Source organism: Chloroflexota bacterium (assembly GCA_014360905.1).
Classification (GTDB): domain Bacteria; phylum Chloroflexota; class Anaerolineae; order UBA2200; family UBA2200; genus JACIWX01.
This window is the reverse complement of the sequence record JACIWW010000016.1, coordinates 1-12,280: the sequence shown is the minus strand read 5'-3', so window position 1 is coordinate 12,280 and position 12,280 is coordinate 1. Positions and strand designations below refer to the sequence as shown.

The window sequence follows — 12,280 nt, the reverse complement described above, 5'->3', positions numbered from 1 at the left end:
AGAAAACAGAAAGGAATACAAATGGATAAGCGGTTATGGCAATCTATGGGGTTATGGTGCATGGTGTGTGTGGTGGCTCTAGTCGCTTGCACGGTGGCACGGAAGCCGCTGAAGGTGGTGGAAAGGGATACCGGCAGCATGCTCGAACTGCGCGTCGGAGACAAGTTCGATGTGGTGTTGGATGCTAACCCCACCACGGGGTATCAATGGGAGTTGGCGGGGGAGGTCCGCGTTGTGCAGCAGGTCGGGGAGCCAGAGTTTGTACCGGACAGCAATGCTCTCGGTGCAGGGGGCAAGATGACGATCCATTTTCAGGCTGTGGCTGCGGGGGAAGAGTGGCTGCGCCTCGTCTACCACCGTTCGTGGGAGCAAAGGGTTGCACCAGCAAAGACCTTTGAGTTGTACATTTTGGTCAAGGAAGCCAAATAGGGCAGCGGTCAACGCATAGGGGGCACAAATAAACAGATGACGTAGTAGCACGATTACTCGCGGGGAAAGGATTGGGCGATGGAATCTTTGCGTGAATATTTAGACTTTGCCGTCGAAACAGCCTACCTGGCAGGTAGACTTACACTGGGCTACTTCCAAGCGGATACACGACCTGAGTTCAAGACCGATGGCAGTCCGGTGACAGTGGCGGATCGCCGGGCAGAAGAGTTGATTCGCCAGCGCATCGAGCGGAAATATCCGCAGCATTTCATCGTGGGCGAGGAGTACGGCGAACAAGGCAGCGAGGAAGCGAGCCATCGCTGGTTCATTGACCCCATTGACGGCACCAAATCCTTTGTCTGTGGCGTGCCGCTCTATGGCGTGCTTCTGGCGCTGGAAATCGAAGGAGACACGAAGGTCGGCGTGACCTACTTTCCCGCATTGGATGAAATGATCGCTGCAGCCAGCGGCGAAGGATGCTGGTGGAATGGACGCCGCGCGCATGTTTCGAACGTGTCCCATCTCCGTCAGGCAGTGGTGGCATTTACCTCTTTGAGCCTTTTTGAGCGCTACGGACGAGGAGAAGCATGGCAGCGCATCCAGGCGGCCACTTATTACTGCGCCGGCTGGGGCGATGCCTATGGCTATGGCCTGGTAGCGACGGGGCGGGTGGATGTCATGCTCGACCCGGTGATGAGCGTGTGGGACAGTGCTCCTCTCTTGCCCATCCTGCAGGAAGCGGGTGGCTACTTCGGCGACTGGCAGGGGAATGCCACGATCTACGCCAGCGAAGGCTTGGCCGCAACGAAGGCTCTGCTGCCCCAGTTGCTGGCGCTCATCCGCGGGGAGGAGGCCGGGGATTGAAGTACCTGGCGTTTTTGCTCTCCGTCGCGGTCATGAGCATGCTGGTAGGCTGCACAAGTGCCGGTCATCCCAGCGCCTCTCCGGTTGTGCGCCAGGTTGCTCTTTCCCCGACGCATACAGCAACGGCTACACCCATTGCTCCGACTTCCACCCCCACCGCTACAGCCTCGCCCGTGCCGGCAACCGCTACGCCAAGCCCTACCGCGACGCCGAGCATGAGCCCATCGCCTACGCCCCGCCCCTGGAGCGGACAGCAAGCCTGCTCAACCACGGTGCAGGTAGAAGGCGCTGGCGGCATGACGGAGATCGTTCAGGTCCATTATCTCTTGTATCTTCCCCAGGATTATAGGCAGGAGGAGGGGCGGAAATGGCCGCTCGTCCTGTTCTTGCATGGCTCGGAAGAACGTGGCGAGAACCCAGGCCTGCTGAAGAGGGAGGGACTGCCCAAAATGCTGGAGGGGCGTCCCGATTTCCCGGCAGTGGTCATATCGCCGCAATGTCCCCAGGGAAAGCGCTGGGTGTCTCGGGTGCACATCTTGGGTGCTTTCCTGGATCAAGTGCAGTCCCTGTACGCCATTGATGCCGAACGCGTCTATCTGACAGGCATCAGCATGGGGGCGTATGGGGCGTGGGCACTGGCGCTGCGCTATCCGCAGCGTTTTGCTGCCATGGTGCCCATCGCCGGCGGAGCTAACGCTGTGAGTGACGAGGTGCCGCAGAACATGTGCGATCTGAAGGAACTGCCCATCTGGGTTTTCCATGGGCGGCTGGACCAGAATGTGCCCTACACCGATTCGGAGAAAGCGGTGCTGGCACTGCAGGAATGCGGGGGCAATGTGCGCTTCACGCTCTACGATGATGCGGCGCACACGCAGGCTTGGGAGCGGGCATACGCTGATGAAGAACTATATGCCTGGCTGTTTGCGCAGCAAAGATAGCATAAGAAACCCGGTTTCTTGTATTTGTGTATTTTTTCTCGCGTTGGGCTCTCTTCTGAAGTGAGGGGCGAAAACGCCCCCTAGATTCAGGGAGAAAGGAGTGTATAGAATGAACCAAAAGTGGCGCTTGGTAATCTTGACAGTAGTGCTAGCCAGCCTGGTGCTGGCGCTGGGTGGTGGAGTTGCCCTGGCTGACCCCGAGACGGATCCGCCAGTGGTTGGCCCTCCCACGTTGCTAATACGATTCCGTGGGGTAGTGGTGGATCGCCCCGATGACACCACGTTGGGCATTTGGATCATCGGCAACCGTCAAGTGGGGGTGACCGAAGACACTACGTTGGATGAGACGCTTGGCCCTGCCGTAGAGGGCTCTCACGTGGAGGTCGAGGCCAAGCGCGTGCCAGGACCCGACTCCAGCGCAGCAGTGCTGGAGGCGATTTGGATACGCGTGTTGGCAACGAGCGACACGGTGCGCCCCATTGCCATCCGTGGCTGGGTCAGCGAGGTGGGAGACACCTATTTGGTGGTGAACGGGCTCAGGATCCTGTATGACGACTCTACGGTGATCATAGGAGAACTGAAAGTCGGCGTGGTGGTGCATGTGCTGGCTGTGCGCACCAGCGAGGGATTGAAGGCCCTGAAGATCGAGGTGCTCCCTCTGTCCGAGCGTGTGGTAGAGTTCGAGGGCGTCATCCAGTACATGGGTCAGCCGGCCTGGATCATCGGAGGACAGCGGGTGCAGGTGACGCGGCAGACTACGATCGTTGGTCAGCCGCGGGTTGGTCTGACGGCCAAGGTACGGGCGATCAGGCAACCCAATGGCCTATTGTTGGCCCTGCTCATCGTGGTGCAGGATGAGTCACAACTGATCGAATGGACCGGCAAGATTGAACGATTGCCACCCAATATCGCCATTTATCCCCCCACTTACATTGGACGCTGGGTCGTGGGTGGGCGCGAGGTATGGGTAACGCGCGAGACGGAGATCGTGGGCACGCCACGAGTTGGGTTGATGGCTCATGTGCAGGCTGTGTCCATACCGCGTCGGCCATTGACGGCGCAGAAGATCGAGATCCTGTCCGCTACTACGCAAACCCCAGAATAGGATGTGTTTTGCTTTCGCTCTGCGCGACACTGAGAGGAAGGAGCACAGCTCCCGCAGGGGCGATGGCAGGAGAGCAGCCAGGCCCCTGTGACCTCAGCAAGCCATCCGACGAACGGCAGCCTTGGGAGCTGGGGCTGCCGTTTTCCGTTAGTTCCCTCCTAGGTTAGCAGTTGTTCATGGCTTGACACTCAAGGGACAACTTGCTATACTGTTAGCCAGCAGGTCACTCGCTAAGGCCACAAGGAACCCAATCCCTTAACAATTCTATCAGTGGAAAGAGCAGTGCCAAGCATAGCTGTTTCCAGACAAAAGGAGGTGCTTAGTGGAGGGGTAAAGAATCTGGTGAAGCAGTATGCTTCCACATTGCTCGAAGGGGTGATCCTTGCTGTAGCCTTTGCGTTGGTTGACCAGTTGCGCAGCAATACCTGGGTCATTGCCAGCGCTGCTACAGCAGGGCTCGTGGTCGGCATGTTCCTGGGCTTGGGAATCGCCGAGCACAGCAAGAAAATGGACACACAGGATTAAATTGGAGCCACCGCTTTATTCTCCCAAGTGCATATTTCCCTGTTCAACCCAGGTGCTTGTTGTGAGCGCGCAAAGGGTTATTTGGCCCTGTCCTGCAATGGTTAGGGCAGGGCTGTTTTGTGCTGCCTCGATTTCGCCTGCTCCCAGCAGGCTGTAGCCAGTACGATCTGTAGCGCTGTTTCCTCGCTGCTAGACGAATATCTCGAGATGTCCCCCTGTGCTTACGAACGGATTAGGATGACATATCCAGTGAGCGGAGCCAGCGTGGGGAGCGGTGTGTAGCCGCTGATGCTGCCTCCTGCGCCCACGGTCAGTGGGGCAATGGTTTCTTTGCCCAGCAGGTCTTGTGGTGTATATTGGCCGGCTGGGATGGGGCTCTGCGTAGCGATCAGATACCAGTCGCGGATGACGCGATCCGCAAAGTTGAGCAGAACCAGTATGTCGGCATTGGGTGCGTGGCGCAGGTAGGCATAGACCTGCTTAGCGCTGGATTCCAGGGGCATCCAGTCGCCGGTGCGCAGGGCGCGATACTGCAAGCGCAGACGGGTCAGGCGCCGGTAGTGACTGAGCAGAGAATCTGGATCGCCTAGTTGGCTCTCCACGTTGACCTCGTTGTAGTTCAGGTCCACATCCATCCAGGGGCGCCCCGTGGTGAAGCCAGCGGCGCGTGTGTTCGCCCACTGCATTGGTCGCCGGATGAAGACATCGGGTTTGGCGCCTCTCATGCCAATTTCCTCGCCATAGTATAGGAAGGGCACCCCGGGTGAAGTCAGCAGGAGCGTGGCAGCCAGACGTGCCTTGGGCAGGCTATCGCGCAGTTGGGTAATGATGCGGTTGTGGTCCTGCAATGCCAGGAAGGTGCCGTACTGTCCCTTGGGATAGAGGGAGTGGATGATGCCTTGTTGGGTTCGGAACAGCGTGGGATCGCCTTGATCCAGGCTGGTCACAGCGGCATTGGCCCAATCGAACTCGAAGCACATGTCCACTTCCTCATGGTAATAGCCCAAGCGCTCGGAAGTGGGGCCGGTTACCTCGCCGATGGCGAAGGCATTGGGCTGCAGCCCTTTGTAGAACGAGTAGAAGCGTTTCAGCCATTGATGCGTAGAGGGCGTGCTCTCTTGCTGCGTCCCCTCTTCGATGAGGTGGCGGATGGCATCCAAGCGAAAGCCATCCACCCCCATGTCCTGCAGCCAGAAGCGGATGACATCCAGCATCTGCTGCGTCACCACCTCGTTGCGTAGGTTCAGGTCCGGCAGGGAGGGACCGAAAAAGGCGTAATAGTAACTGCCGTCGCGCTGATACCAGACCCGGCGCTGATCGGGGCCGCGCCATCCCGGATCCGTATCCGACCAGATGTACCAATCGCGATAGGAGGAGGTGGGACCGGTGAGGGATTCCAGGAACCAGGGATGCTTTTCCGAAGTGTGGTTCAAGGCGATGTCCACGATGACATAGATGCCCCGGCGGTGTGCTTCGCTGACCAGTTGGCGGAAGGTTTCGTTGTCGCCATAGTGGGGCTCGATGTTGTAGTAATCGGTGGCGGCGTAGCCATGATATGCAGCGGATTTGTATACGGGCATGAGCCACAAAGCGTTGACGCCTAGATCGGAATCCGTATCTGGGTTGCCGTCGTTGAGATAGTCCAGTTTCTCCATCAGACCCTTGAGGTCACCATTGCCGTCGCCGTCGCTATCGTAGAAACTGCGCACCAGGAGGACGTAGAAGATGCAGTCGTTCCACCAACCAGGCTTCAGTCCGCCTGGGATGGGCAACGGGGGTGTGCTGGCTGGGCGCGGCGTGGGTTCAGCGGTCTTGGGCGGGGCAGTGGTGGGCTCAGCAGTGGGCGTCGGCGCTATTCTGGCGCAACTGCTCAGCAATAGGAGGGCAACGAGAGCGAAGATTTTAATATGGTGCCGGTTCATGGCGAGGCTTTCCTTTCTTAAGGCAAAGGACCCCTTCTCTCACCGTGATGCAGCATCGCTTGGATGCTCTTATCCATGCATTTCATATTATAGCGCATGCTCAAAGCTCTAGCAAAGCCATTCGTAGTACGCACTTCAGTGGCATTGAGCGCTTTAGCGCTCAATGCACAGGCTGGTTCAATTAGGTTTTGGGCTCAACAAGCGTTCGTACACGGCGAGGGTTTCTTGTGCGGCGCGTTGCCAGGAAAAGCGCGCGGCTTGGGTTAGGCCACGCTGGCGCATTTCGGCGCGGAGGTCGGCATCCGCAAGCACCGTGCCAATGGTTGCGGCCATGTCTCGTACATCGTGCGGGTCAAAGTAACGTGCAGCATCACCCCCCAGTTCGGGCATGCTGGAGGTATTGCTGCATACCACAGGCGTGCCGCAAGCCATGGCCTCCAGTATGGGCAGTCCAAAGCCTTCGTACAGAGAGGCTAGGACGTAGGCTTCTGCCCCACTGATGATAGCTGGCAAGTCCTCATCGGGCACATAGCCAGAGAGGAGCACGGCTTTGGGATCGTCCAGTTTCTCCAGCATCTGGAAAAAGTCCTGGTACAGCCAGCCGGCGCTGCCGACAATGACCAAGGCTAATTGGGGGTACTTCTGGCGCAGCAAGCGCAGGGCTTCTACCAAACGGATCAGGTTCTTGCGCGGCTCGATGGTGCCCAAGGCGAGGAGGTATTGTTCGGGCAAACCATAGCGAGCCTTGATCTCCGCCACTTGCTCGGCTGGCGCAGGATAGAAGGCAGGGGATGCGGCTTCATATACCACGGTGATTTTGTCTTCCGGCACCTGGTAAATGCGCATTAGGTCGCGTTTGCTGGACTCGGAGATGGTGATGAGCGCGCTGGCGCGTCGCACGAAGAGGGGCATAGCGGTGTTTAGGAACCAATAGTTCAGGCGTTTGTGATAGGCAGGGTAGAGGTGATAGACCAGGTCGTGGACGGTCAGCACGGTTGGGATGTCGCGCAAGGGCATGAGCAGGTGCTCGGTGGCGTGATAGAGTTCGGCGTCGGGCAGCAGGCGATTGAAACCCACGCCCAGCAGTTGACCCAGCCAGACTGCCATGCGCCAAGGCTTGTAACCAGCACGAACGGTGCGTATGGGCACGTCTGTGGGCACATTGTGCAATATGGGTGCCATTCTTGCCTGCCCGTTGCCGTTGTAGAACAAGCCAAAGCGATGCTTCTGACCATAATGGTGGGTCAGCAGAGCGCTAGCCAAACCCTCGGCATAGCGTGCCAGCCCTGCCCGTTGGTGGATAGCGGCAGAGATGTCAATGTAAATGGTCATGTTCAGCGACCCTCTGCCGTCCAGGAAGCCAGAGGGAGGTACAGCCGGTAGGAATAATACAGGCATGTAAAGACCTGGATACGATGATTCTCGGTGTCAGCGACATAGACGTTTCCATCCGAGTCTATGGCTATGCCACGCGGGTGGCCAAAGAGTCCATTGATAGAACCTTGCTGTCCCCACATGTTGAGCCACCTACCACTGCTGTCCAGGACCTGGATGCGGTGATTGCCGGTATCTGCAACAAAGATGCGGCCATCTGCGCTAACTGCTATGCCTGCGGGCGAGTTGAACATGCCTGTACCAGAGCCAAACCTGCCAAAGGCGGATAGAAACTCGCCGTTGGGGCCAAAGATCTGGATGCGGTGGTTGGAGGTGTCTGCCACGTATACTTGCCCCAATGGGTCCACTGCAACGTCCGAAGGCCAGGAGAACTGTCCAGGGCCTGTGCCCTGGATACCCCATTTATTGAGCCAGTTTCCGTCACCGTCAAAGACCTGGATGCGGTGGTTGTTCTTATCCACCACGTACACCAGCCCTGACGATGCAACCGCCAGACCCGAGGGTGAAGCGAATTGGCCATCTGCGCTGCCATAGCTCCCCCATGCGCTCAGGTAATTGCCATTGGCGTCGAATACCTCGATGCGGCTGTTATTGGTATCTGCAACGTAAACGCGCCCATCGGGTGCAATGTCCACGCTGCCTGGGAGGTTGAATTGGCCGGGGTTTGTCCCCTGCGTGCCCCATCGGCTGAGAAAAGCCCCATCGCGGTCGAAAATCTGGATGCGATGATTGGACGTATCAGCAACATAAACGCGTCCATCAGGGGCTACTGCGACGTCGGCTGGCCAGAGCAACTGGCCATTGCCTATGCTGGGTGCCCCCCACTTAGCAGCAAAGGTGCGGTCAGCGTAAAACGATTGAATGCGCTCGTTGGCATAATCGGCGACATAGATGCGTCCATCCGGGGCTATGGCAATGCCTGCAGGGCTGCGGAATTGCTCATCTGCAGTGCCATAGGAGCCGAATTTGTACAGATAACTGCCATTACTGTCGAAAATCTGCACGCGGTGGTTCCAGCCCTCTGTGACATAGATGTATCCGTTGCGATCTACGGCAATGCCGGCGGGCGCTCCCAGGGAACTATTGCCGGTGCCGTAGCGACCCCATTTGAAGAGGAAGTGTCCGCTGCTGTCGAAGGCTTGTATGTTGTGGTTCCAAGCATCGGCAGCGTAGACCCGGCCATTTGGGGCTACAGCGATATCCGAGAGCGAGGAGAACTGCCCGTCACCGCTGCCTTCAGAGCCCCAGCGCAAGATGAAACGTCCTTGGGAGTCGAAAACTTGGATGCAGTTGCTTTGACGGTCAGCGACGTATATGTGTTGGTCAGGGCCAATGGCTAAGGCTGAGGGATAACTGAAAAGCCCGTTATCGGTGCCATAGCCGCCCCATTTGCGCAGGAAGTTGCCATTGGCATCGAAGACTTGCACGCGGTAGTTTCCTGTGTCCGCCACATAAACGCTTCCATCAGGCCCAACCGCTATGCTGGTGGGGAAGTTGAATTGACCACTGTAGATGCCGTAGCCCCCCCATTGTCGTACAAAAGCGCCGTCAGCAGCAAAGACCTGGATGCGGTGGTTCGCGTTGTCCACGACATAGACCAGACCGTTGGGACTCACCGCAACATCGCATGGCCACTTGAATTCGCCAGGGCCATGCGGGACGCCAATGGTCCGAATCCAGGCATAACCTTCGGTAGTTTGTGCCGAAGCTAGGGGCGCCCAGGCTAAGCACAAGAGCACTACCCACACCAAGCGCCTGAACGCTTTCATCGCTTATGCCTCCTCGCGCTTCTCTCTCAGTAAATAAGACGTAATGGGTAAGCGTGTGGGTTCGTTACAGTTTTGTCATGTATTGATATTTTACACTATTCAGGCGATTTTGGCAACCCCTTGTTTATATCGTTGCGAGGATGCTCTGATGAGCGTTGCAGGGATGCAATTCAATTACGCCCCTGCAACGCGTGGGCAACAGCCCATGCCAGAAGGCGGCGGACTGTTGTCCGCCTTGGAGCATAGCCGAGGAATGAATTCCCCAGCTGAATGTGAGAAGCCCCTGAAAGGGGCTGTTCGCTTTTAGCCAGGGATTTCAATCCCTGGCATCAATGGGCAACAGCCCGCGCAAAAAGCCCCTCTCCTACGCTGTAGGAGAGGGGGCCGGGGGTGAGGCAATCCGAGCGCTGAAGCGCTCACTACAAACCCGCCAGGACGCAGTGGACTGTTGTCCGCCTTGGAGCAAAATCTCTCCTGCAGCGCAGGAGAGGGAGGGTTAGCGAGGTTTTCATCACTGCGCTCCGCAGAATGACAGGAATCTTTGAGCACGGCAAAGCATCTGCTGTTTGTCCCAATTTGCTTTTTGGCAATATATGAGGTAAAATAATGTGCTAAACAAGTTCGTAGGAGTATTTGGGTGCTCAGCGAGAAACGGTTGCAACGTAACAGAATATGGCTCGAGGAGGAGCGCGCCCGCCTGGAGAACGAACTGAGTTGCATGGGCACAGCGATGGACGAACGCGAGCGCCCGGGTTATGGCACGCACATGGCAGATAACGCAACGGAGGTCTTTGAACAGGCCAAGAATTTGGCAGTCCGCCAGCGTCTGCGTCATACGCTCAATCTAGTCAACAAGGCATTGGAGAAGATGGAAAAGGGTACATATGGAATCTGCGAGCAGTGTGGAGATCCCATTGACCCGGCGCGGCTGAAGGCGCTGCCTTATGCCACGCTATGCATGTACTGCCAGGCACGCGCTGAAATGCGGAGCTCACGTTAAAAGCACTATGCAGCGGGGGAAAATGCATTGAATTCCAGGCGAGCCAGAGACATTTTCGTCTTCGGTGCCGCGCTCGTTGTATTGGCCGCCGATCAACTTAGCAAGCATTGGGTACGCCAGCACCTCCTGCCAGCTGTACCTTGGAACCCGACTCCATGGCTGCGTCCCATCATGAGCTTCACCTTTGTGACCAACACTGGCGGTTCTTTCGGTCTCTTCCCGCAGTTGAGTTGGTTCTACACCCTGGTCGCGATAGTGGTGACTGCTTTCATCATCCTCTTTTACCGCCGTTTCCCCATTGACCACTGGCTGTTGGCAGTCAGTCTAGGCATGCAACTAGGCGGTGCTCTCGGCAATCTGGTAGATCGCCTTTGGCATGGGCAGGTGATTGATTTCATTGATCTCAATTTCTGGCCAATGCACGAATGGCCGGTTTTCAACATAGCGGACAGTTCCCTTGTGGTCGGCGTCTGTATCATGGTCATCTATATGCTCTTTCGCGAAAAGGCTTTGTCCAAGGCTTCCGAAGCCTGAGGGGGACTTCGGAAGCCTATTTTTATCCATAAAGGAGGCACATCAATGCAGGACAAGGCGTATCAACGCATCATCAATGCCTGGTGCATGTACGACTGGGCGAACTCGGCTTTCGCCACGACGATCATGGCGGCGGTGTTGCCCACTTTCTATGGCGCGGTGGCCGGTGCGGATTTGCCGGGCAACTTGGCCACGGTCTATTGGGGCTATACTTCTTCGATTGCGCTGTTGATTGCCGCTGTTTTGGCCCCAGTTCTTGGCGCCGCAGCGGATTATCTGGGGGCCAAGAAGCGCTTTCTGGCAGTGTTTGCCCTGTTCGGTATCTTCTTCACTTCGTTGTTGGTGTTGGTCAGCAAGGGGGACTGGCTGCTCGCCTCGGTGCTGTACATTTTGGGCGAGATTGGCTTCAGCGGGTCCATCGTCTTTTACGATTCCTTATTGCCCCATATCGCCCGGCCGGAGGATATTGACTATGTTTCAAGCAAGGGCTATGCCATGGGCTACCTGGGCGGAGGCATTTTGTTGGCGGTCAATATCGTCATGATTTTGTTCTGGGACAAACTGGGATTGCCTAGCCAGGAGATGGCTTCCCGCCTTTCCTTCCTTAGCGTGGGCATCTGGTGGGCGGTGTTTTCCATCCCCATTTTGCGCATCGTACCAGAACCGCCAGTGCGGGGAGTGAGCGGGACACGCGTGAACCCGTTCCGCGCCGCCTTCCAACGCCTGGGGCACACCTTTCGCGACATCCGTCGCTATAAAGAGTTGACCAAGTTTATCATTGCCTTCTGGCTGTACAACGATGGCATTGGCACGATCATCAAGATGGCCACGATTTATGGCACGGAGATTGGCATAGGGCAGGCGAGTTTGATCGGCGCGCTTTTGCTGACGCAGTTCGTGGGCATCCCCTTCTCGCTGCTGTTTGGCAAGCTGCCCAAGTTCATCGGCACCAAGCGCTCCATCTACCTGGCGCTTGGCGTGTACACGCTGATCTCCATTGCGGGCTATTTCATGACCAGTGCCTGGCAATTTTGGGTGCTGGCGGGCATGGTGGGATTGGTGCAGGGGGGCAGTCAGGCACTCAGCCGCTCGCTTTTCGGGGTGATGGTGCCCAAAGCCAAGAGCGCCGAGTTCTACGGCTTTTACGACGTGAGCAGCAAATTCGCAGGGATTGCCGGACCGGCGTTGTTTGCCCTGGTGGGACAGCTCACCGGCACCAGTCGCCTGAGCATCATCTCGCTCATCATCTTCTTTGTGGTAGGCGGGCTGTTGCTGACCCTGGTGGATGAGAAAGAGGGCATCCGCGTGGCGCAGGAAGCGGATGCGATGGCATTGACATAATTGTGAACGATGTCACGCGAACAAACGCGGTTGTCGGGGCACGGCATGCGATGATGGTAGGGGCGGGTTTCAAACCCGCCCCTACAACGTTATTTGGGCACGAAACAGGGATTGTCGCGATCGTAATCCCATTGAACCGGGTTGTTAACGATGTATTCGCGGATGCGGTTCAAGGATTTGTCGTTGCGAATGACGTGTTCGTAATAGTTGCGTTGCCAAACGGGGATGCCGGGTGTATTGCGCATTTCGTTAATACGCCGCGCCGAAAATGTTTTGAACCCACGGATAATTTCGGGCAGACCGTGCCGTTTTTGCCCACCAATGGTAGGGGCAGGTTTCAAACCCGCCCCTACAACGTTATTTGGGCACGAAACAGGGATTGTCGCGATCGTAATCCCATTGAACCGGGTTGTTAACGATGTATTCGCGGATGCGGTTCAAGGATTTGTCGTTGCGAA

General features: G+C 57.1%; 11 protein-coding genes and 1 pseudogene. 8 read left to right on the top strand and 4 right to left on the bottom strand.

What is annotated here, in order from left to right:
• Positions 1 to 21 precede the first annotated feature (21 nt).
• From H5T67_07950 to H5T67_07930, 5 genes are all read left to right on the top strand, one after another.
• The gene (locus H5T67_07950; GenBank protein MBC7245253.1) at positions 22 to 429 is read left to right on the top strand and encodes a protease inhibitor I42 family protein; all 408 of its coding nucleotides are present in this window, start codon (positions 22 to 24) and stop codon (positions 427 to 429) included.
• A gap of 78 nt (positions 430 to 507) precedes the next feature.
• Positions 508 to 1,293, top strand: a complete 786-nt coding sequence (locus H5T67_07945; protein ID MBC7245252.1) for an inositol monophosphatase family protein — start codon at positions 508 to 510, stop codon at positions 1,291 to 1,293.
• Positions 1,290 to 2,231 carry a prolyl oligopeptidase family serine peptidase gene (locus tag H5T67_07940; GenBank protein MBC7245251.1) on the top strand — a complete coding sequence of 314 codons (942 nt, stop codon included), beginning with the start codon at positions 1,290 to 1,292 and terminating at the stop codon, positions 2,229 to 2,231. The genes H5T67_07945 and H5T67_07940 overlap by 4 nt, the downstream gene beginning before the upstream one ends.
• A gap of 109 nt (positions 2,232 to 2,340) precedes the next feature.
• Entirely contained in the window at positions 2,341 to 3,336 is a 996-nt protein-coding gene (locus H5T67_07935) for a hypothetical protein (GenBank protein ID MBC7245250.1), read from the top strand.
• 282 nt (positions 3,337 to 3,618) lie between these two features.
• The gene (locus H5T67_07930) at positions 3,619 to 3,861 is read left to right on the top strand and encodes a hypothetical protein (protein MBC7245249.1); all 243 of its coding nucleotides are present in this window, start codon (positions 3,619 to 3,621) and stop codon (positions 3,859 to 3,861) included.
• Positions 3,862 to 4,082: 221 nt separating this feature from the next.
• On the opposite strand, the gene H5T67_07925 is transcribed toward H5T67_07930, so the two are convergent.
• The 3 genes from H5T67_07925 to H5T67_07915 form a co-directional block, all read right to left on the bottom strand.
• Positions 4,083 to 5,783: an alpha-amylase gene (locus tag H5T67_07925; protein MBC7245248.1), complete on the bottom strand. Its 1,701-nt coding sequence runs from the start codon at positions 5,781 to 5,783 to the stop codon at positions 4,083 to 4,085.
• A 177-nt stretch (positions 5,784 to 5,960) separates the two neighbouring features.
• Entirely contained in the window at positions 5,961 to 7,115 is a 1,155-nt protein-coding gene (locus H5T67_07920; protein ID MBC7245247.1) for a glycosyltransferase family 4 protein, read from the bottom strand.
• 2 nt (positions 7,116 to 7,117) lie between these two features.
• On the bottom strand, positions 7,118 to 8,947 hold the full coding sequence (locus H5T67_07915; GenBank protein MBC7245246.1) for a 6-bladed beta-propeller: 1,830 nt from the start codon (positions 8,945 to 8,947) through the stop codon (positions 7,118 to 7,120).
• Positions 8,948 to 9,665: 718 nt separating this feature from the next.
• Between H5T67_07915 and H5T67_07910 the strand changes: the two genes are divergently transcribed.
• Genes H5T67_07910 through H5T67_07900 form a run of 3 tightly spaced genes read left to right on the top strand, consistent with a single transcriptional unit; the run spans position 9,666 to position 11,822 of the window.
• Positions 9,666 to 9,947, top strand: a complete 282-nt coding sequence (locus H5T67_07910; GenBank protein ID MBC7245245.1) for a TraR/DksA C4-type zinc finger protein — start codon at positions 9,666 to 9,668, stop codon at positions 9,945 to 9,947.
• 27 nt (positions 9,948 to 9,974) lie between these two features.
• A complete protein-coding gene (gene lspA, locus H5T67_07905; protein ID MBC7245244.1) occupies positions 9,975 to 10,481 on the top strand; it encodes a signal peptidase II in 507 nt (168 codons plus the stop codon).
• A gap of 45 nt (positions 10,482 to 10,526) precedes the next feature.
• Positions 10,527 to 11,822, top strand: a complete 1,296-nt coding sequence (locus tag H5T67_07900) for an MFS transporter (GenBank protein ID MBC7245243.1) — start codon at positions 10,527 to 10,529, stop codon at positions 11,820 to 11,822.
• A gap of 89 nt (positions 11,823 to 11,911) precedes the next feature.
• Here H5T67_07900 and H5T67_07895 read toward each other — a convergent pair.
• Positions 11,912 to 12,133 (bottom strand): annotated as a pseudogene (locus H5T67_07895) (transposase).
• Positions 12,134 to 12,280 lie beyond the last annotated feature (147 nt).

Excerpts from the sequence above, each read along its gene's own strand:
- H5T67_07950 (MBC7245253.1), top strand. The coding sequence starts at position 22 with ATGGATAAGCGGTTATGGCAATCTATGGGGTTATGGTGCATGGTGTGT.
- H5T67_07945 (MBC7245252.1), top strand. The coding sequence starts at position 508 with ATGGAATCTTTGCGTGAATATTTAGACTTTGCCGTCGAAACAGCCTAC.
- H5T67_07935 (MBC7245250.1), top strand. The coding sequence starts at position 2,341 with ATGAACCAAAAGTGGCGCTTGGTAATCTTGACAGTAGTGCTAGCCAGC.
- H5T67_07925 (MBC7245248.1), bottom strand. The coding sequence starts at position 5,783 with ATGAACCGGCACCATATTAAAATCTTCGCTCTCGTTGCCCTCCTATTG.
- H5T67_07920 (MBC7245247.1), bottom strand. The coding sequence starts at position 7,115 with ATGACCATTTACATTGACATCTCTGCCGCTATCCACCAACGGGCAGGG.
- H5T67_07915 (MBC7245246.1), bottom strand. The coding sequence starts at position 8,947 with ATGAAAGCGTTCAGGCGCTTGGTGTGGGTAGTGCTCTTGTGCTTAGCC.
- H5T67_07910 (MBC7245245.1), top strand. The coding sequence starts at position 9,666 with ATGGGCACAGCGATGGACGAACGCGAGCGCCCGGGTTATGGCACGCAC.
- H5T67_07900 (MBC7245243.1), top strand. The coding sequence starts at position 10,527 with ATGCAGGACAAGGCGTATCAACGCATCATCAATGCCTGGTGCATGTAC.